This window comes from Streptomyces sp. NPDC047028 (genome assembly GCF_040644095.1).
Lineage (GTDB): Bacteria > Actinomycetota > Actinomycetes > Streptomycetales > Streptomycetaceae > Streptomyces.
Genome location: NZ_JBEYVS010000015.1, coordinates 142,996 through 163,257, shown reverse-complemented (window position 1 = coordinate 163,257; position 20,262 = coordinate 142,996). Strand labels below are relative to the sequence as shown.

15 protein-coding genes and 1 pseudogene are annotated in these 20,262 nt (G+C 72.0%); 11 read left to right on the top strand and 5 right to left on the bottom strand.

Annotated elements, in window-relative coordinates; translation table 11 throughout:
• Positions 1 to 90: pseudogene (locus ABZ854_RS16225) on the bottom strand (sigma factor); the annotation flags it as partial.
• An 11-nt stretch (positions 91 to 101) separates the two neighbouring features.
• Positions 102 to 635 (bottom strand): TerD family protein, encoded by a 534-nt coding sequence (locus ABZ854_RS16220; protein ID WP_361210399.1) that lies wholly within the window; start codon positions 633 to 635, stop codon positions 102 to 104.
• Between the two features lie 151 nt (positions 636 to 786).
• Between ABZ854_RS16220 and ABZ854_RS16215 the strand changes: the two genes are divergently transcribed.
• From ABZ854_RS16215 to ABZ854_RS16205, 3 genes are all read left to right on the top strand, one after another.
• On the top strand, positions 787 to 1,392 hold the full coding sequence (locus ABZ854_RS16215; protein ID WP_361210397.1) for a YdbC family protein: 606 nt from the start codon (positions 787 to 789) through the stop codon (positions 1,390 to 1,392).
• A 138-nt stretch (positions 1,393 to 1,530) separates the two neighbouring features.
• On the top strand, positions 1,531 to 2,190 hold the full coding sequence (locus ABZ854_RS16210; protein WP_129306165.1) for a histidine phosphatase family protein: 660 nt from the start codon (positions 1,531 to 1,533) through the stop codon (positions 2,188 to 2,190).
• Positions 2,191 to 2,202: 12 nt separating this feature from the next.
• Entirely contained in the window at positions 2,203 to 3,108 is a 906-nt protein-coding gene (locus ABZ854_RS16205; protein WP_361210393.1) for an ADP-ribosylglycohydrolase family protein, read from the top strand.
• Positions 3,109 to 3,514: 406 nt separating this feature from the next.
• On the opposite strand, the gene ABZ854_RS16200 is transcribed toward ABZ854_RS16205, so the two are convergent.
• Positions 3,515 to 5,062 carry an MFS transporter gene (locus tag ABZ854_RS16200; protein WP_361210390.1) on the bottom strand — a complete coding sequence of 516 codons (1,548 nt, stop codon included), beginning with the start codon at positions 5,060 to 5,062 and terminating at the stop codon, positions 3,515 to 3,517.
• A gap of 188 nt (positions 5,063 to 5,250) precedes the next feature.
• On the opposite strand from ABZ854_RS16200, the gene ABZ854_RS16195 reads away from it, so the two are divergent.
• From ABZ854_RS16195 to ABZ854_RS16185, 3 genes are all read left to right on the top strand, one after another.
• Positions 5,251 to 5,874, top strand: coding sequence for a TetR/AcrR family transcriptional regulator (locus ABZ854_RS16195; RefSeq protein ID WP_361210387.1), 624 nt, complete (start codon positions 5,251 to 5,253; stop codon positions 5,872 to 5,874).
• A gap of 80 nt (positions 5,875 to 5,954) precedes the next feature.
• Complete coding sequence (locus ABZ854_RS16190) at positions 5,955 to 6,656, top strand: ribonuclease HII (RefSeq protein WP_361210384.1); 702 nt, start codon at positions 5,955 to 5,957, stop codon at positions 6,654 to 6,656.
• A gap of 68 nt (positions 6,657 to 6,724) precedes the next feature.
• A complete protein-coding gene (locus ABZ854_RS16185) occupies positions 6,725 to 7,354 on the top strand; it encodes a hypothetical protein (RefSeq protein WP_361210381.1) in 630 nt (209 codons plus the stop codon).
• A gap of 273 nt (positions 7,355 to 7,627) precedes the next feature.
• Here the strand turns inward: ABZ854_RS16185 and ABZ854_RS16180 are convergent, their stop codons facing one another.
• Positions 7,628 to 8,245 carry a hypothetical protein gene (locus ABZ854_RS16180; RefSeq protein WP_361210379.1) on the bottom strand — a complete coding sequence of 206 codons (618 nt, stop codon included), beginning with the start codon at positions 8,243 to 8,245 and terminating at the stop codon, positions 7,628 to 7,630.
• 284 nt (positions 8,246 to 8,529) lie between these two features.
• A complete protein-coding gene (locus tag ABZ854_RS16175) occupies positions 8,530 to 10,695 on the bottom strand; it encodes a RecQ family ATP-dependent DNA helicase (RefSeq protein WP_361210376.1) in 2,166 nt (721 codons plus the stop codon).
• Positions 10,696 to 10,826: 131 nt separating this feature from the next.
• On the opposite strand from ABZ854_RS16175, the gene ABZ854_RS16170 reads away from it, so the two are divergent.
• From ABZ854_RS16170 to ABZ854_RS16150, 5 genes are all read left to right on the top strand, one after another.
• Positions 10,827 to 12,599: a DUF4192 domain-containing protein gene (locus ABZ854_RS16170; RefSeq protein ID WP_361210373.1), complete on the top strand. Its 1,773-nt coding sequence runs from the start codon at positions 10,827 to 10,829 to the stop codon at positions 12,597 to 12,599.
• A 556-nt stretch (positions 12,600 to 13,155) separates the two neighbouring features.
• Positions 13,156 to 15,144, top strand: a complete 1,989-nt coding sequence (locus tag ABZ854_RS16165; RefSeq protein ID WP_361210370.1) for a glycogen debranching N-terminal domain-containing protein — start codon at positions 13,156 to 13,158, stop codon at positions 15,142 to 15,144.
• 129 nt (positions 15,145 to 15,273) lie between these two features.
• Positions 15,274 to 16,032, top strand: coding sequence for an NUDIX hydrolase (locus ABZ854_RS16160; protein ID WP_361210367.1), 759 nt, complete (start codon positions 15,274 to 15,276; stop codon positions 16,030 to 16,032).
• A 124-nt stretch (positions 16,033 to 16,156) separates the two neighbouring features.
• Positions 16,157 to 18,850: an ATP-binding cassette domain-containing protein gene (locus tag ABZ854_RS16155; protein WP_361210364.1), complete on the top strand. Its 2,694-nt coding sequence runs from the start codon at positions 16,157 to 16,159 to the stop codon at positions 18,848 to 18,850.
• 166 nt (positions 18,851 to 19,016) lie between these two features.
• Complete coding sequence (locus ABZ854_RS16150) at positions 19,017 to 19,904, top strand: FadR/GntR family transcriptional regulator (protein WP_361210361.1); 888 nt, start codon at positions 19,017 to 19,019, stop codon at positions 19,902 to 19,904.
• Positions 19,905 to 20,262: the final 358 nt, after the last annotated feature.

Genomic DNA, 20,262 nt, shown 5'->3' with positions numbered 1-20,262 from the left:
GCCCTCGCGGAACTGGTGGAAGGACGCGTACGCCTTGGCGTAGGTCTCCTGCACCAGGTCCTCGGCGTCGGCCGGGTTGCGCGTCGTCCGCTTCTGCCCCTTCAGGCCGGATGCGCCCGGCCCATGACCCTGGAGAAAGCCGCCGGGTCCTCGTCGAAGCCGCGGACACCGGGACGGAAGACCCAGTCACCGGCCTCGTCGCGCACGAACTCGGCGACCGTGGCGGCCGTAGCCCCGAGGACGGATCCGAAGTCGTCCTCGGCGAGCACCGTGTAGCCCTCGCGCACGCGCAGGGCGGGGTTGAGCACGTCGGCGAAAGTCCGCGGCGCCGGATGCTGCTGGATGACGACACCGACCACCACGCGCGCGTACCGTGCGTCGAGACGGTCGAGTTCCAGCGACATCACCTCGTCCCAGCCGAAGCCCCTGCCGTCCGTGCTGTCGCGGTTGAGGAAGATCGTGCCGTCGGGGGAGCGGCTGTCGAAATGCACCAGATAGGCCGGAGTTCCGTACGCGTCCCCCGAGACGAACGCGGCGGCCACGATGTCCAGATCGGTGGGTGGCAGACTGGCCGGACTCGGGTCCCACTTGAGCGCGACCTCCACCTTGCGGATTCCCTTGCCGAAGCCGTTCATCAGGCCCCCTTCCCCCCTTGAAGATCCACTCGCCCAACTCCCCGGGAGCAGGGGCTCCTTGCCCATCGTGCCACGCGCGCGGGGGAGCGTGCGCGGGCGATCTCCGCCGGAGCGTGACCGACGCCACGTCCTGTGGCCGTACGATGGCGCGGTGCTGGTCAAGTGGATTCGCTGCACCGTGGTGGACCGCCGCGGCTTCGAGCGGGGGCAGCGGAAATGGGCGGGGCTTCTGGGGGAGCCGGGGTTTCGGGGACAGGGCGGAGGCTGGAGCCGGCAGCGGGCCGGAGTGGCGCACATCTTCGCCTTCTGGGAGAGCCGTGCCTTCTACGACTCCTTCATGGCTCGTTCCCACGACCGCCTGGCCGCCGCCCAGGCGGGCACGTTCAAAGATCCCCAGGTCAAACTGTTCGAGTACCGCTTCGACGTGAAGACCGGCTTCGAACCCCGGTTCACCGACTCGGACCTGATCCGCGTCGCCCTCTGCCAGATCCGCGAGGACCGGGTCGAACACTTCACCCTCATGCAGGAGAAGGTCTGGAACCCGGCGATGGCCGGCTCACCCGGCATGATCCGTGGCATGTTCGCGGAGGCGCCCGAACAGGAGTTCATGATCCTCTCCATGTGGCGGGCGGCGGCCGAGCACGGGAAGTACCGCACCGAACGGGTGGAGCGCCTGGCCCTGCGTGCCCAGACCGAGACGGACATCGCGGCCCTGTCGGGTGACATCGTGGAACTGGAGCCATCCTGGACGGTGTGAAACACACTGGGAGCATGTGAGGAACAAACGCGCGGAGCGAGTACTCGCCGGCGGCCCGAGGCAGGGATTCGTGTGACCTACGCCGTACAGGGACCGGAGAAGTGCTCGGCAGCCCGCCTCTCGATCTAGAGTTTTGGCATGGCACGACCACGGCGCATCGTCCTTGTCCGGCACGGCGAGTCCATGGGCAACGTCGACGACTCCGTGTACGAGCGGGAGCCGGACCACGCCCTGGCCCTGACCGAGCGCGGCCGGCGGCAGGCCGAGGAGACCGGCAAGCGGCTCCGTGACACCTTCGGGCAGGAACGCGTCAGCGTGTACGTGTCCCCGTACCGCCGGACGCACGAGACGCTGTGCGCCTTCCACCTCGACCCCGGCCTGATACGGGTGCGCGAGGAACCCAGGCTGCGCGAGCAGGACTGGGGCAACTGGCAGGACCGTGACGACGTCCGCCTGCAGAAGGCCTACCGGGACGCCTACGGCCACTTCTTCTTCCGCTTCCCGCAGGGGGAGTCCGGAGCCGATGTCTACGACCGCGTCGGAGGCTTCCTGGAGAGCCTGTACCGCAGCTTCGAGGCGCCCGACCATCCGCCGAACGTGCTCCTGGTCACGCACGGACTCGCCATGCGGCTCTTCTGCATGCGCTGGTTCCACTGGACGGTGGCCGAATTCGAGTCCTTGTCGAACCCCGGGAACGCGGAGATGCGCATGCTCGTTCTGGGGGAGAACGGCAAGTACCGACTGGACCGGCCCTTCGAGCGCTGGCGGGATCCGGTGCCGCACTGGGTCACCGGATAGAGTGGCAGGGCGATGACCGCTGACTCCTCTCCCCTCGCGCGCCTGGACCGCGCCCTGGCCTGCCTGCGCGGACTTACTGTGGGGGACGCCCTGGGCTCCCAGTTCTTCGTCCCGGCGAACTATCCGCTGCTGAAGCGGCGTGAGCTGCCCGACGCTCCCTGGCAATGGACCGACGACACGGAGATGGCCTGCTCCGTCGTGGCCGTGCTGGCCGCCCACCACCGCATCGACCAGGACGCCCTGGCCCGTTCCTTCGCCGAGCACCACGACTTCGACCGCGGCTACGGTCCCGCGGTCAACCGACTCCTCCGCCTCGTCCGCGAGGGCCAGGACTGGCGGGAACTGGCCGCCGCGCTCTTCAACGGGCAGGGCTCCTGGGGCAACGGAGCGGCGATGCGCATCGCGCCCCTCGGCGCCTGGCACGCGGACGACCCGGAGCAGGCCACGCACCAGGCGGAGATCTCCGCCTACCCCACCCATCAGCACCGCGAGGCGGTCGTGGGCGCCATGGCCGTCGCCGCGGCCGCCGCGCTGGCCGCCGCCCCCGACGGCCCGCCCGAGCCGGAGACGCTCCTCGACGGCGTGATCGCCCTCATCCCGAAGAGCGCCGTCGGCCAGGGGCTGCGCCGTGCCCGGGACATGCTCGACTACGCGGACGCGGCCACGGTCGCCGCTGTCCTGGGCTGCGGCCGTCGTACGTCCGCGCACGACACCGTCCCCTTCGCCCTCTGGTCGGCCGCACGATCCCTCGCCGACTTCGAGACGGCTTTCTGGACGACCGCACAGGTGGGTGGGGACGTGGACACCACCTGCGCCATCGTGGGCGGTGTCCTCGCCGCGGGGAAGGCGGGGGCACCGCCCGCCGCGTGGGTGGAGCGGACCGAGGCGTTGCCCGACTGGGTGCCGACGAGCGTCTGACGGATCCGCCTGCCGGACCTGCCTGACCTCACCAGTTCTGCCATGGCGTGCGGCTCGCGGTCTGTTTGCGGCGCGTTGCTCTCGGGCTGACCACTCTCCCGTTCTCCCTCCCGACCGATGGAAACTCTCTGTATCGGATGGGAACCCTGCGTGACCCTCCGTCGTTTTCCGAGTGCCGCCCTTCGCGGCGAGTCGAATGAGAACTCGAAGAGGCGCGGCGGCAGCGCTCGACTGTCGACGGAGAAGAGGGCGGGGTGGGGTGAAGGTCTTGGTGTCGTTCCTGCTGGTCTCCGCGGTGTGGTGCGTGGCGCTGCGGCGCATGGTGCGGCCGGCCGGACCACCGCTCCTTCCGGAGATCCCCCGGCGGCGATCCGGCCGGCCGCGGCTCTGTGCGGCCCGATCCGGGTCAGCCCATGCCCGCGCCCGCCGTACCGGCCAGCGCTTCGAGGTCGCTCGCGCGTACCGGGATCACCAGCCAGGCGGTGAGGAACGCGAGTACCGCCATCGCCGCTGCCGGGACGAACGCGGTCGAGATGCCGTGGGCGAGCACCTCGTGCCCCCAGGGCGCGGGCAACTGGTGGGTCTTGGCGAACTGGGCCTTCTGTTCCGCCGAGCCGTTGGCGAGGAACTTCGGGAGCTGCTTCTTCGCCTCGTCCTTGCTGGCGGAGCCGAAGACCGTCGTCAGGATGGACAGGCCGAGCGACCCGCCCACCTGCTGCATGGCGTTGAGCAGCCCGGAGGCCGCGCCCGCCTCGTGCGGAGCGACACCCGACACCGCGGTGACGGTGACCGTCACGAAGTTCAGGCCCATGCCGAAGCCGAACACCAGCATCGGGCCGAGCACGCCGCCGACATAGGAGCTGTCGGGGCTGATGAAGCTCTGCCACACGAGTCCGCCGACGGCGAGGGCCGATCCGGCCATCATGAACGGTTTCGGGCCGAGCGTGGGCAGGAACCGCTGCGACAGGCCCGCGCCGACGGCGATCGCGAAGGTCACCGGGAGAAAGGCCAGTCCGGCCTTGATCGCGCTGTAGCCGAGCACGTTCTGCACGAACAGCACGATGTAGAAGAACATGCCGAACATCGCCGCGGCCAGGCACAGCATGACCACGTACGTGCCGGAGCGGTTGCGGGAGGCGAACATGCGCAGCGGGGTGATCGGCTCCCGAGCTCGTATCTCGATGAGGACGAAGGCGATCAGCAGGACCACCGCGGCGCCGAAGGAACCGAGGGTGAGGCCGTCCCGCCAGCCCTTCTCCGACGCCCGGATGAAGCCGTAGACCAGAGAGGCCATACCGGTCGTCGAGGTCAGGGCGCCCGCGATGTCGAACCGTCCCGGATGCCGCTCGGACTCGCTGATGTACAGCGGCGAGAGGACGACGATCAGCACTCCGATGGGCACGTTGACGAACAGCACCCACCGCCAGTCGAGCCAGTCGGTCAGCATGCCGCCGGCGAGCAGGCCGATGGCGCCGCCACCGGCGGACACGGCGGCGAACACGCCGAATGCCCTATTGCGCTCGGGGCCCTCGGGGAACGTTGTGGTGATCAGCGCCAGAGACGTGGGCGAGGCGATCGCACCGCCCACCCCCTGCAAGGCGCGTGCGGCCAGCAGCTGCCAGGGTTCCTGGGCGAAGCCGCCGAGGAGCGAGGCGAAGCTGAACAGGAGGATGCCGCTCATGAAGACCCTGCGGCGGCCGAGGATGTCACCGGCCCGTGCTCCGAGGAGCAGGAGACCGCCGAAGGTGAGTGTGTAGGCGCTGACGACCCAGGTGAGGTCCGTGGTGCTGAACTCGAGTGCGTCTTGAATGTGCGGGAGCGCGATGTTCACAATCGTCGCGTCGAGGACCACCATGAGCTGGCAGGCCGCGATGACGGTGAGTGCGATGCCGGGGTGCCCGCCCCGGCGGGCCGCGCCCGGTTTCCGTTCCTGCAGGAGTTGAGAGGTTGTCACTATGCGTCCCCCACGAAGCCTTTAGTGAACGCTCGCGTTCACTGTTACGTCAACGGTAGTGAGTCCCTGACAGAGAACGCAAGCGTTCACTTAATTTCGCGTCGCGTGTCGCGTCCCCCATTGCTGCCGCGCGGCGCACCCCCTGCCCCCGGAACCCCCGCTTCCCCTGTTCGCTGGAGACAACTCGAATGGCTACCTCGCCCTGGACGGCCGCCACCGCTCGGTCGGCTTCCCCCCGTCGGCGCGGTCCGGTGCTGGAGCGTGCGATCCTCGACGCCGCTCTGGAACAGCTCAGTACCGTCGGCTGGAAGGGCCTGACCATGGAAGGCGTCGCAGCCGGCGCCCAGACCGGAAAGGCCGCTGTCTATCGCCGGTGGCCTTCCAAGGAGGACCTCGTCGCCGACGCGCTGGAGGCCGGCCTGCCGAGCATGGAGGAGGTGCCGGATCTTGGCAGTGTCCGCGAAGATCTGCTGACCCTGTGCCGCCGGGCCAGGGACGCCATGTACTCGCGCCCCGGACTCGCTCTTCGCGCCGTGATTCACGAGTGTGATCCGTCGCAGGCTGAACGCTTCCATGCGGTGATCTTCGACGGGGTGGTGGAACCTGTCAGCGCACTGCTGCGAGAGGTGATCAACAGGGGCATACGGCGTGGAGAAGTCCGCTCGGACGCGGCCAACGGGTATGTCTACGACGCCATTCCGGCGATGATGATGTACCGCTCCAAAATGTGCACAAGTGAATGGAGCGACCGTGATCTCGAAGAGATGGTCGACCAGTTGATGCTTCCGCTGCTGCGGCCGGCCGAGGAGTGAAGGGCGCCCCCCGTGAGAGCGGTGACAGCGGGGGGTCGGGGTGTCGCGCGGGGTTCCGGGCGGCGTAGTCTAAGGGCGCCATGCCGTACGAACCGCCTACTCATACCGTCGAGCGCTCCCTTCGCGCCACGACCGGAGCGAAGATCATCGCAGGCGTCGACGAGGTGGGGCGTGGTGCCTGGGCCGGGCCCGTCACGGTCTGCGCGGCGATCACCGGCCTCCGTCGGCCGCCCGAGGGTCTCACCGACTCGAAGCTGTTGACCATCAAGAGGCGTACGGAACTCGCCCCGATCCTCCAGTCGTGGGTCACGTCCTACGCGCTCGGGCACGCCTCCCCGGAGGAGATCGACAGCATGGGAATGACGGCCGCGCTGCGGCTGGCCGCCGTGCGCGCCCTGGAGGGCCTGCCGGTCCGTCCCGACGCCGTCATTCTCGACGGAAAGCACGACTATCTCGGCATCCCCTGGAAGGTGCGCACGGTGATCAAGGGCGATCAGTCGTGCGTGGCCGTCGCGGCGGCTTCGGTGATCGCCAAGGTCCAGCGCGACAAAATGATGGCCGAACTGGGTGCCGACCATGCAGACTTCGGTTTCGCGGACAACGCCGGGTATCCGTCCCCCGTGCACAAGGCCGCATTGGAGGAGCGGGGACCCACCCCGTACCACCGCTTGTCGTGGGCGTATCTTGATGCGTTGCCCCAGTGGCGGCACCTCAAGAAGGTCCGCAGCTGGGCGGACGGATCCATTCCGGAGATCGAGGGTCGGCTCGGCTTCGATTTCTGACGGTTCCGCTCGCACTGATGTGCCACCCGGTCATCCGCACCGCGCCAACGTTTGATAAAAATCAGCTCATGCCTCTCCTTCCCGAGGAGCCTCAGATTCACGAGAGTGCCCAGGGTCCCCGCGTCACTCCGGCCAACGGCCGTACCGCGCCGACCCCCCGTCCCGTACCCGGCCCCCGCCCCGCGGCGCCGCCGCGTCCCGGTCGTCCCGGCCCGCCGAGGCCCGCGCCGCCGGCGCAGCGCACGCCGCGTGATGCGGCCCCGGCCGAGCCCGGCCCGTCGGCCCCCGCCGCTCCCGTCGCTTCGGCGACCCCGCAGATCCAGCTGATCCCCGCTTCGGCCGAGGGCGCGCTCGACGCCGCCGAGGAGGCGCTGGACCTGCTCCTGGAGTCGGGCCGTGCCCCCGGTGAGGTGCTGGTGGTCACCACCGGTGCCCAACACCCGTGGGCCGAGCACGAACTGTCCTTCGGCGAGGCCGCCTACTGGGCGCAGCACGACGCCGGTGACGACGTCTTCTACGCGGACGCCACCGCCGCCTCCCGTGCCGCGTCCCGCCCGGTGGTCGTCGTGGCCGTCAACGGCGGCTCCGACTCCGCTGCCGCCGCCGCGCTTCCGCTGGCCCTCTCCCGGGCCGGTGCGCTGCTGATCGTCTGCGGCGACCCGCAGCAGATCAACGCGGTGCTGGGCGCCGGCGTCTGAGCCACGTTCGACACCCAGCACGGCGGTGTCGTGGCGCCGCCTTCGCGGGCGGCCGCACGGTGGGGTGTCCGGCATGCCCCGACGGCCCGCGGCGGCCGCTCCCTGGAGCGGCCGCCGGGAACGCCGCCTCCGTGGTCGTCCCCCGGGGGAGCCGTGGGGCGCGGGGCTGTCATTTCGGGTGTGGTCGAGCGTCTCGCGGTGCGTGGCCGCCCGGCGTCCTGGTGGTCTGCTGGAGCGCCGGCCGGGGTGGAAACGGCGCGTGGGCCGGCCGCTTCAGCGGGCCGCTGCCCGACGCAGAACCTCGGACATCGGACCGCCGGTGCGCGGCGTCAGGGGCAGAGCCTCCGACAAGGCGACGGACTCCGCTTTCGAGTGAGCGTGAGGGCGGCGCCCGCCACGGCCCTCGCCGAGTACCTGCCAGCCGTCCTGGGTCAGCGTGATGTACGCCCCGCAGCGCAGTCCGTGCAGCGTGCAGGCATCGCGCAGCCCCCACATCCACGCGCCGTCCTCCTCCGTCCACCGCGCGTCGCCCTCGCGGCAGTAGAGCAGGACCGCCGTGCGCACCGGGGTGCGGCGACGCAGGTCGTGGGGGATGACCCGGCGCAGTTGGGCCAGGAGCGCGTTGCGGAACATCCAGCCGTCCGCCGAGGCCTGACGGCGGGTGAACGACGCGCTGGCGCGCAGCCGCTCCTCCGGATCGAGCACGGCCACGATCGCGGTGGACGGCCCGGGGTGGTGCCGGGCGTGCAGCCCGCTCACCACTTCACGAGGGTTGCGCAGCAAGGGAATTCCCGCGGCAGCCCACTCCGCGGGCTCCAGCAGGCGACTGGCGGACGCGCCGGACGCGGACGTCAGCGGTGCGGCCGAGGACGAGGCGAATCCGAAGGTCACGTTCCTCCCTTCGGCTACGCGCCCACACTGCGGGCGAGGTCGGATTCGGGGGAGCGCGCACCGCAGCAAAGCCCTATCGGAGGATGGGCGAGTCGCGCGGGGTGCGGACTTCAATTCTTCCTGGCGAACTGGGATGCGGCAACGAGCAATTGGGACCACCGGGGGTTATCTGACGGTGCGAGGCTTATATCCCTACCCACCGGTGCCGTCGGCGACGCGCGGAGCACCGGACTCCGGTACGTCCCTGTGCTGTGGCGTCACCCCCCGGCGTCCGGTGCGCCGTGTCATCCCTGGACGGCCAGCACCAGCGGCAACACGCCTTGTGCCCCGGCCTTTCTGAGCAGCCGCGCCGCGACGGCGAGGGTCCATCCGGTCTCCGTGAAGTCGTCGACCAGCAGGACCGGTCCTGGCGCTCCGGCGAGGGCGGAGGCGAGCGCGGCTGGTACCGTCAACGCCCCGTCCAGCCCCTTGAGTCGCTGGGCACTGTTACTGCGGGGCACCCGGTGAGCGTCACCGGCGAACTCCACGGACCCCAGCAGCGGCAGCCGGCCGATCTCGGCGATGCGCGCACCGAGCGACTGGATCAGCAGCGGCCTGGTGCGTGAGGCGAGTGTGACCACACCCGCGGGCCGGGCGGGTGCGTCGGCCGAGCCGGAGGCCCAGCCGCCGGGGCCCCTCGCCCAGTCGGCCAGCACGTCCACCACAGCTCGCGCGACATCCTCCGGCACCGGCGCGTCCGGTGCCCCGGATGCGAACAGCGGTCGCAGCCGATTGCCCCAGCCGATGTCCGACAGGCGGCCCAACGCCCTTCCGGGAGAAGCCTGTTCGCTCACAGGGATGCGTCCCTTGAGCTCGATGCCGATCGCCGGCAGCCCGGTCGGCCACATACGACGGGCCTCGACCTCGACCCCCGCACGGCCGAGGTCGACGCGCGCCGCGTCCAGAGCGGCACCGGTGGTGTCGGCGGTGAAGCGCGGTCCGGCGCAGTTGTCACAGCGGCCGCACGGCTTGGCGCCCTCGTCGTCGAGCTGTCGCTGCAGGTACTCCATCCGGCACTCGGTGGTGGAGGCGTACGCGCGCATCGCCTCCTGCTCGGCCTTGCGCTGCCGCGCCACCCACGCATACCGGTCGGCGTCGTAGGTCCAGGGCTGCCCGGTCGCGATCCAGCCGCCCGTGACGCGTCTGACCGCGCCGTCCACGTCGAGGACCTTCAGCATCGTCTCCAGCCGCGAACGGCGCAGCTCCACCAGCGGTTCCAGGGCCGGCAGCGACAGCGGTCCGCCGGCGCGGGCCAGGACGTCCAGGGTGCGGCGGACGAGGTCCTCCGAGGGGAAGGCGAGCGAGGCGAAGTACGTCCAGATCGCCTCGTCCTCCTTGCCAGGCAGCAGGAGCACCTCCGCATGCTCGACACCACGTCCCGCGCGGCCCACCTGCTGGTAGTAGGCGATGGGGGAGGACGGCGACCCGAGGTGCAGCACGAACCCGAGGTCGGGCTTGTCGAAGCCCATGCCGAGCGCCGACGTGGCGACCAGCGCCTTGACCCGGTTGGCCAGCAGATCGTCCTCGGCCTGCTGTCGCTCGGCGTTCTCCGTCTTGCCCGTGTACGCCGCGACGACGTGCCCGCGCTGCCGCAGGAACGCGGTGACCTCCTCGGCGGCGGCCACGGTGAGCGTGTAGATGATCCCGGACCCCGGCAGCTCGCCGAGGTGGTCCGCGAGCCAGGCCATACGGTGAGCGGCGTCCGGCAACCGCAGCACTCCGAGGCTGAGACTCTCCCGGTCCAGCGGGCCGCGCAGCACCAGGGCGTCCGAGGCGCCGCCCGTGCCGAGCTGCTCGGCGACGTCGGCAGTGACGCGGGCGTTGGCCGTGGCGGTGGTGGCCAGCACGGGCACGCCGGGCGGGAGGTCGGCGAGCATGGTGCGCAGCCGCCGGTAGTCGGGGCGGAAGTCGTGTCCCCAGTCGGAGATGCAGTGCGCCTCGTCCACGACCAGCAGGCCGGTCGCCGCCGAGAGCTTGGGCAGGACCTGATCGCGGAAGTCGGGATTGTTCAGCCGCTCAGGGCTGACGAGCAGCACGTCCACCTCACCGGCGGCGATCTCGGTCTGCACGTCCTCCCACTGTTCGGTGTTCGACGAGTTGATGGTCCGGGCGCGGATGCCCGCCCGGGCCGCGGCTTCCACCTGGTTGCGCATGAGCGCGAGCAGTGGTGAGACGATCACCGTGGGCCCGCCGCCTCTGGCCCGCAGCAGGGCCGTCGCCACGAAATAGACCGCGGACTTCCCCCATCCGGTGCGCTGGACGACCAGGGCCCGGCGGCGATCGGCGACGAGTGTCTCGATCGCCCGCCACTGGTCCTCCCGCAGCCGGGCGGTGCCCGTGCCATCCCCGACGAGGCGGGCGAGGACGGCGTCGGCCCGCGCCCTGAGGTCCGCGTTGTTCGTGTGCTCCATGCGTTCCATACAACAGGACAGGACTGACAAGCGGGCGGGCCTGTGGGCAACCCGGGACGGCGTTGACGTGTCCCTGATTCGAGTTATCCACAGGGTAACCGGAATGTCACGATCCGCGAGATCGTCTGCGCATGACGAATCACAGCGAAACGACCGGACCCTTCGAAGACGACGACTTGCCCGGAAGCGGCACGGAACATGACGCCGGTGAGGGCTCGGCCGGAGGCGGCACGGCCCCACGTACCACCGGGGGCGACCCGCCCGGCATCGTCCGCCGCGAGCCGCTCGACCTGCCGTCCGCGCACGACACCCAGGTCATCCTCCGCACCCCCGCCGAACTGGCCGACGCCCTGCCCTACCTGCTCGGCTACCGCCCCGAGGACAGCATCGTTCTGGTCGCCCTGCACGACCGTGACCGCAAGGGCCGGTTCGGCGGCCGGGCCCGGCTCGGGATCCCGGCCAGTCTGGACGACTGGGAAGCGGCCGCACGGCAGCTGGCCCGTGGTCTGGTGACGGGCGCCGAGCGACGCGGGCCCCGGCCCGAGCAGATGGTCGCCTATGTCTGCCAGGAGCCGGGTCCGGGTGAGACGGGCCGTGACGTCATGCGGCGGCTCCGCCCGCTCGCCCAACTGCTGCGCACCGAGTGCGGCGACCTCGACGTGCCGGTCATCGAGGCCCTGTGCCTCTCGGACGGGCGCTTCTGGTCATACTGCTGTGCGGTCGAGGGGTGCTGCCCCGGCGAAGGATCCCCGATGGGCCTGCCGGGCACCTCGGTCCTCGCAGCTGCCGCCACCTACGCCGGCATCCAAGTGCGCGGCACTCTCCGGGAGTTGCGGGACAGGCTGTCACCCTGGGAGACCGCCGCCGCGGTCGGGCGGCAGGAGATCGCCCTGGACACGGCCGGCACGGGGATCGTGCCCCGCATTGTGGACGACACCTCCCGCGCCGCTGTGGCCGATGAGACCCTCGATCTCGCCGAGCGAGTCATCCGCCGCTTCGCCGAAGCACCACCGGTCTCCGGCACTCATCCGGCGGACCTGCGCGACGACGAACTGCTGACACACGAGGAAGCAGCCGTCCTCATCCTCGGCCTCCAGGACCGCACGACCCGCGACCAGGCCGCCGCATGGATGGAAGGGGAGGAGGCGGGTCCTGCCCTCCGGCTCTGGCGCGCCCTCGCCCGCCGGTGCGTCGGGCCCTACGGCGAGCACGCGGCCGCGCCACTGACCCTGGCCGGCTGGGTCGCCTGGTCGACCGGCGACGAACTGGAGGCGCGGGAGGCACTGGCGATGGCGCTGGGCGCGGACCCGGACTATCTCTTCGCCCGACTGCTGCACCAGGCCTGCAACGAGGGGCTGGACCCGGAATCCATCCGCCGCTGCCTGCGCACCCAGCGCGCGGCCGCCGCGGCCCCCGTCGTACAGGACCAGCGCTCCGAAGAGGCGGGCTCCCGGGGCGTGGAGGTGCCGGCGGACACGACCGACGCTGCGGACCGGGGCCTTGCCGTCAGCAGTCTCAACAGTCCAGGAGCTCCCCGGAACGGGACTTCCGCCGACGGCGCCGCCGGTCCAGGACGGCCTTGGGGCCCCGCAGTGGTGGCTCCGGGAGACGAGCCCCATGACGAGCCTGGACCGGTCCCGGGCCCACGGCGCCGCCGCCGGGGACCCTCTTCACACCACACCGACAGTGGCCCGCGACCGGCTCGGGCGGGAGCCGGGCGGCGTCGGCAACCCATCGGAACCCGCCCCCGGCCCTCGGTGGCAGGACGTTCAGGGGCCGGCACCGGGCCGGACGGCACGCGCACACGTGCGGCCGACCGGCGTACCAGCGCGGCCCCTCGAAGCACCGCTGCCGAAAATGTGCCCTGTGCCGACGCCCGCCCGGACCGAGAGGGCGACGAATGAGCAGCACGACGGGCCGCGCCGGCCCCCTCCAGTGCAGGACGATCCGCGCCCAGGACCAGGGCGCCGGCCCGCCCTGCGCCGAACAGCACAGCGCCCTCACCCCTCCGGCACGTCGTCGTCCGGTCGGCTTCACCGCTGGGAAGCGTGACCCCGGCAGGCGTTCCTCCGTTCACCTGAGCGGCGGAACACCTGGACGGGTGCGGCCGCCCTACGACGACCCGTGTCCCGACGGGCGCCCCCGGCGCTCAGCACGTCCGAGGCGCACCGAGTGCAGGAGAAGCCAGACCATGCACCAGCAGCCGACGGTGCCGTCCCCCACCGGCCCGCGTCCGCTTCCGGGCCACCGTGGGGCTCACCCACCCGGAGGCGCCGCACCCCGCCCACCAGGCGGCGAAGGCCCCGGCGCGCCTGGCAGCCCGCAGCCCCGCCCGACCCAGGACGCGGGCACCTCGACACCGGGACCCGCGGGGACGCCGAATCCGGCACCGCCCACAGCCGCCCGGCTCCACAACCGGCCCAGGCCCACGCACGCCGGGCCTCCGACCCGCCTCCGCCGGTGACCGCGCCGGGGGCGTCGCCCGCGAGTCTCCGTAGCGTCCCGGACCTGACGCCCACCCACCAGGCCCTGATCTGTGTCTCCCTTCCGGGGCTCGCCATCTCCGGCGAAAGCGGCCAGCTCACCGGCCACGGGCTGGAAGGGTTCTACCGAGGAGGCCGACGCCTGCTCTCGCGGTGCCGGGTGCGCGTGGGCGGGCGGGAGCCCCTGCCCCTCCAGGCACGGACGATCGGTGCCGACCGAGCCCGCTTCGTGGCCACGCTGCGCGTCTCTTCGGCTGCGAGTCCCGACCCGGACGTCGTCGTCGAGCGCACCCGCCACGCCGACGGAACCGAAACCGTCACGCTCCGCAGCGCCGCCTCACGGCCCTTGCGCGTGCCGCTCGACATCACCCTCGGTACCGACTTGGCGGAGCTCGGCGCCATCGCGGCCGGCAGGACAGGCCCCGAACTCCCGGCCGCGGTCCACGACTCGGGACTGCGCTGGGTCTCGTCCGGCGTAGGTGCCTGTGTCACCGCCGACCCGCCTCCCGCCGACGCTGTGGCGTCCGCCGGACTGCTGCGCTGGGAACTCGAACTGCCTCCGGGCGGCACGGCGGCCGTGCGGCTGCGGGTACGCCCGGCTGGAGCGGGCCCGCTCCGGCCCGTGAGCCACACTTCGGCCGGTACGCTCGCGCCGGCGCGCGCCGCCGGAGACGATCCGCGCCCGGCCGCGCTGCTGCGGGCTTCCGTCGACGATCTCCAGGCCCTGCTGCTCCGCGACCCTGCGCACCCCTCCGACATCCATCTCGCCGCAGGCGTGCCCTGGCGTTGCGGAATGGCCCCCGCCGACGCCCTGGCCGCGGCCCGGATGGTGCTGCCCCTCGGCACCCGCCTCGCGGCGGGCACCCTCCGCGCCCTGGCACGTACCCAGCACCTCGGCACGGGGCCGCGGGCAGGCATGATCCCCGGCCCACGACGTGACGTCGGCCCGCACCTCCCGCCCGGCTGCACGGGCACCGAGGCCACGCTCCTCTTCCCCGTCCTGCTCGCGGAAGCCCGCCGCTGGGGCCTCCCGGAACCCGAGACGCAGGAACTGCTGCCCGCCGCCGAGCGCTGCCTGACCTGGCTGCGCGCCACCGCGGGCGACGGCCCGTACCTCCCCGACCTTCGATCCACCGACCCCGTCCGCTGCGAAACCCAGGCCCACGCGCACCGCACGGCGCTCCTCGGAGCCGATCTCCTCGAGGCCTACGACAGACCGGGCGCCGCGGAACTACGACAGTGGGCCCAGGTGCTCCGGACTGCCTTCCGCGAGGACTTCTGGATCGAGGACCGGTCCGGAGGGCGACCGGCCGCCGCCCTCACCCCGGACGGCCGCCCCCTGCCCCACCTGAGCTGCGCAGCCGCCCACCTCCTCGACACCGGCCTGCTCGGCGGCGGCCGGTTCGCCCCGGGACTGCTCGACACCGTGCGAACCGAACGCCTCGCCCGGCTGCTCGGGGATCCGGCAATGGACACGGGCTGGGGCCTGGGCGGCCTGGGCGCGAGAGAGCCCGGACACAATCCGTTCGGGCACCGAGCCGGAGCCGTACGGGTCCAGGAGACGGCCGTCGCCGTCGCCGGACTGGCCGCCGCGGGCTATGAGCGGGAGGCGAGCACCCTGCTGCGCGGCCTGCTGGACGCGGCGGAACACTTCGGCCACCGCCTGCCGGAGATGTTCGCCGGTGAGCAGCGCACCACCGGAAGCGTCCCACTCCCGCACCCCGCGGCCTGCCGGCCGGCCGCCACCGCGGCGGCCTCAGCGGTCCTGCTCCTCACCGCGCTCCTCGGTATCCGGCCCGACGTGCCCGCCCGCACGGTCACCCTGCGGCCCATGCGGAGTGCTCCTCTCGGCGAGACCGGGTTGACCGGCTTGCGCGTCGCGGGCGCGCCCTTCTCCGTACGCGTCTCCCGGCTCGGAGTCGCCCTGGTCGAGGAGGCGGCGGAGGGACTGCAATTGGGAGCCTGACCTCGCACGACACGAGTGTCGTCAAGAGCCGGAGCGGGTTGTGCGCTCTTAACCGAACGAAGCGGATCAGCCGTCGTCGCGGCTGACGAAGGGAGTGTTTATCGTCAGGCAGACGACTATGATCGCGGCATGCCCTACGACCCGTCAGCCTTCCCGCCGTTTGCCGTCACCGTGGACCTGGTCGTGCTGACCGTGCGCCGCCATGCCCTCTGCGCGCTGGCGGTACGCAGGGGTGAGTCCCCGTTCCAGGGTCGATGGGCACTGCCCGGGGGTTTCGTGCGGGCCGACGAGGATCTGTCCCAGGCGGCGGCGCGTGAGCTGGCCGAGGAGACGGGGCTGCGCGCCCACGACACCGCGGTGCCCGTCCAGGACAACGGCGCGCACCTGGAGCAGCTCGCCACCTACGGTGACCCGAAGCGGGACCCGCGGATGCGCGTCGTCAGCGTCGCGCACCTCGCGCTCGCCCCCGACCTCCCCGCTCCCAGAGCCGGCGGGGACGCGAGCAACGCACGCTGGGCACCCGTCGAGGAACTGCTCCAGCAGGGCGGTTACGGCCGCGACAGCGACCCCGTGGCGCCGCTCGCCTTCGACCACGCACAGATCCTCGCGGACGGGGTCGAGCGCGCCCGCTCGAAGATCGAGTACTCGTCGCTGGCCACCGCCTTCTGTGCTCCCGAGTTCACCGTCGGGGAACTGCGGCGGGTCTACGAGGCGGTGTGGGGCGTAGCGCTCGACCCGCGCAACTTCCACCGCAAGGTCACCGGCACGCCCGGATTCCTCGTCCCCACCGGCGGTACGACCACACGGCAGGGCGGTCGTCCGGCCCAGCTCTTCCGGGCGGGGGGAGCCACGCTGCTCAACCCGCCGATGCTGCGACCCGAGGTGTGACCCGTAGGGCGCCGGGCCGGCCGCAGCGGGGTCCGTCGAATGGCGGACATCCACGGCGTCGGTATGTACGCCACTCGCGGACAAGCCGTCTTATACACGTAAAAATCGGACACCGCACGCTATCTTGCTGCAGGTGATCGAGGCCTTCGGACTGACCAGCAATCCCCGCAAGGCGCACCCGCCCGCCGTCGACGACGTCTCCTTCGAAGCGCGCGCCGGCCATGTCACCGCGCTCCTCGGGCCGGTGGGTGCGGGTAAGACGACGACGCTCAGACTGATGCTCGAACTCCAACAGGGCCGGGGCACCGCCTACTTCAGAGGGCGGCCGCTGCACCGGATCGCCCATCCGTCGCGCGAGGTGGGCGTCCTGCTCGGCGACGTACCCGGGCATCCGGCCCGCTCGGTCCGCGGCCATCTGCGGATGCTCTGTGCCGCGGCCGGCGTTCCCGTCCGCCGCGCCGACGAGGTCCTCGAAGTGGTCGGTCTCGCCAGCTTCCGCGAGGAGCGCCTCGGCACCCTGTCGCGAGGCATGGACCGTCGACTCGGTCTCGCCTGCACCTTGCTGCCCGACCCGCACACCCTGGTCCTGGACGAACCCGCCGAGGGACTCTCCCCCCGCGAGCAGCGCTGGCTGCACGGCATGCTGCGGGCCCACGCACAGCAGGGCGGCACGGTGCTGTTCACGACGGCCGACCCCAAAGAGGCCGCGCGCGCGGCCGACCGGGTCGTCACTCTCGACGGTGGGAGACTGCTCGCCGACCAGGAAGGCAAGGAGTTCGCCCGTACCAGGCTGCGGCCCCGTGTGGCAGTGCGCAGTCCTCACGCGGCCCGTCTGGCAGCCCTGCTGGCCAAGGAGGCCCGTGCCGGCCGCCGCTCCGTCGAGGTGGTGCGGGAGGGTGGCAACCGCCTCTCCGTGTACGGCAGTACGACCGCCGACGTCGGCGAGATCGCGTTCCGCAACGGCATCCTCGTCCACCAACTCGCCGACGAGGTCGGCGATATGGGCCCGGCCTCGGGAACTGTAGCCGAGGACGGCGCAGAGCCCAGCCGTACCGCCCGTGCCGCGGCGCAGGTGCCGGCCGGTGAGCCGACTCGGGCTGCGGGGGAGCGGACCCAGGGGGAGAAGCAATCCGCGGCGGCGCGGTCCGTGCGGGCAGTCCCGGGTCCCTCGGCGGGGCAGCGGCGGGGGGACGGCGATGAGCGGCCGGAAGGGCACGAGCGGCAGGAGGAGCGGCCCGCCGCCGCAACACCCTCACCGGCTGCCGAGCCGCAGACCCGGCCGATGAAGCGGTCCACGCCCGTCGTGCCCGGTCCGACGGCTGCCGAGGGAACCAGAACTGCCACCTCGGCCGCCAAGGCCCAGGACCGGCACCCCGAAGCCGGTCAGGACGCGCCAGGTGAGTCCTCCCCGACATCCGCGGCCACCGTCGACGAATCGTCGGACCAGAGCGAACCACAGCCCGGCCCCCGGCCTTCCCAGAAGAACCGGCCGGAACCCGAGGACGACACACTCGCCGTCGTGCTCGCACTCTGCGCCGACGAGCCCGACGCCGAGAAGACGGCAAAACTCCGCGACGCCTCCCGCACCGCGAAGGCGCCCTCCGTGAGCGACGAACCCGCGGCCGGCCCCCGACCCGGCCGCCACCCCGGCACCGTGACCGGACGCCGCCCCAGCATCCAGGCCGGAGACGATCCCGGCACCGAGACGGAAAAACATCCCGGCTCCCAGACGAGGCCCCTCCCCGGCTCTGGAACAGGGCACCGTGCCACCCCCGCCCCCGCCCCAGCGCCGCCGAGCCCGGCCTCAGCCAAGCTCCCCGCCTCCCCCCTCCGTCCCTCGGACGCGCACTCGCATCCACACCCGCATGGGGAGCCGGGCCCGCACCCGGACCCCGCCGGCGCCCCGCACTCCGCCGCCGCCCCGCGTCCCATCGGCGCCCTCGGCCCTGGCGGCCCCCAGCCCGAGTCGCCCCGGCCGCCCCGTTCGGCCGGGCCCGCTCCGCGCCTCGACTCCCTGTCCGCCCTTCCACCCCCCATCTCCGTGCGTCCCGCCCCCAGCCCGCTCCGCCCGCTGCGCTACGAACTCCGGCGCGCCGGGGGGATCGGCACCGGATTCCTGGCCTGCGGCGCCGCCCTGGTGGTGTCCGCGCTCACCGCCGTATTCCTGGCACGTCTCGGGCACACCCCGCAGGCGCGGCTGTTCGCGGCCTGGCCCCGGGAACTGCCGTTGCCGCCCACGGCACTCGTGGCCGGCCTGCTGGGCGCACTGGCCTTTGGAGACGAGTTCCGCCACCCAGCCCTCGCGGCGGATCGCGGCACGGTGCCCCGAAGACTGGGCCTGCTCACCGCGAAGCTCCTCGTCTGCGGGGCCACCGCCCTGCTGCTCGCCTTCCTGACCGTGGGCTGCGACGCCGAAGTGCTCTACCTCGTATACGGACGGGGGACGACGCAGGTTCCCGCGGACTGGCTCTCGCTGACCGCCGCTTGGTTCGGGCTGGTACTCGGCTGTGCCTGGGCCGGTGTGCTGGCGGCGGGTGTCTTCCGGTCCACCACTGCCGGTCTGGCCGCCGTACTCGCCGTACCCGTCGTCGTCGTACCCCTGGCGCACACGGTGCTCAAGGGATCAGCGGTGCGGGACGCGGCCGGATTGTCGCTGCGGACCCGCGAGGTCCTGCTGTCGCAGTGGCCCTTCGGGGGTGAGCGCTACCTGGCCGGACTGGTCCGGATCATCGCCCAACCCGTGGGGGGCGCCCTGACGTTGTCCCTGGCCGCCCTGTTGGGCGCGTACCTGTTCACGACGCTCCGCGCGCGGGCGTGATGAGAGGCGTCCCGGACCCTTCCGGTCCTCTCGTGCGCACAACTTCCCGAAGAGCGGCCATTTCTTTCCGATAAGGCGTCAATTGCGATGGGGTGAGCGATCACCCTTTCGTGTGCTTTTCACCAAAGCCCTCAAGGGAGTTGGAGACGACGCCGACAAAGGATGCGTGAGTACCCTTGCGCACACCATGATGACCGCCGCCCGCTCCGCCGACTCCGGTCTGTCCGGCCCGGGCGAACTCGACCGCTACCCCTACGCGGAGGCGCCGCTGCCCGATCGCGTCGGAGCGCCCGTCTGGGACGGAGGGGAACCCGAACTCGGCCGGGTGGGCCGGCGCACAGCGGGCAACCGCGGCCGCGGCCTGCACGGTCAACTCGTCCAGCAGCTGGGTCAGATGATCGTCTCCGGTGACCTCGGGGCGGACCGCCCGCTGGTGCCCGAGGAGATCGGCCAGCGCTTCGAGGTGTCCCGCACCGTCGTCCGCGAGTCCCTCCGTGTGCTGGAGGCCAAGGGGCTCGTGAGCGCCCGGCCGAACGTCGGCACGCGCGTGCGGCCCGTCAGCGACTGGAACCTCCTCGACCCGGACATCATCGAGTGGCGGGCCTTCGGCCCCCAGCGCGACGATCAGCGCCGCGAGCTGACCGAGCTGCGGTGGACCATCGAGCCGCTCGCCGCCCGCCTCGCCGCCGGGCACGGGCGCGAAGAGGTGCAGCAGCGTCTGTGTGACATGGTCGAGATCATGAGCCACGCCATGGCCCAGGGCGACGCCCTCACCTTCTCGCGCGCCGACGCCGAGTTCCACGCGCTGCTCATCCAGGTCGCGGGCAACCGCATGCTCGAGCACCTGTCCGGCATCGTGTCGGCGGCCCTCCAGGTGTCCGGCGGTCCTGTCACGGGGTGTGAGCGGCCGAACGAGGCGTCCCTGGCGCAGCACGCGCGGATCGTCGACGCGCTCGGCACGGGCGACGGCACCGCGGCGGAGACGGCCATGAGGCAACTGCTCACGGTCCACCCCGAGGTGGAGCGGGTGGTCCCCGCCCCGCGCGAGCACTGACCGCGCCGAAGGCGGTGCGATCGTGAGTGCGGGGTGTTCTCGCGGCGGCTCCGGGAACCCGAACCGGCCGGACCTCGTCGGATCCCGCGGGGTCCGGCCGGGCCCGGCGGTGTGAGGCGGCAGGCGATTCGCCACGGGTCCCGGTGGGCCCGTCGTAGTACGGAGAAGTGCGGGCCTCGTGGTCCCAAGAAGTGTCCGGGCGGCCCGGATCGGGGTATGGGTGAACTCATCTGAGAGTATCTGACCGATTTTGACCGCTTACGGGGTGTGACTCGGGCCACGCAGATTGGGCGTAACGCTCGCGGAGACAGTGCGATGACCTAAGAGGTGACAGCCGCGGAGGGAATACGGACGCCGA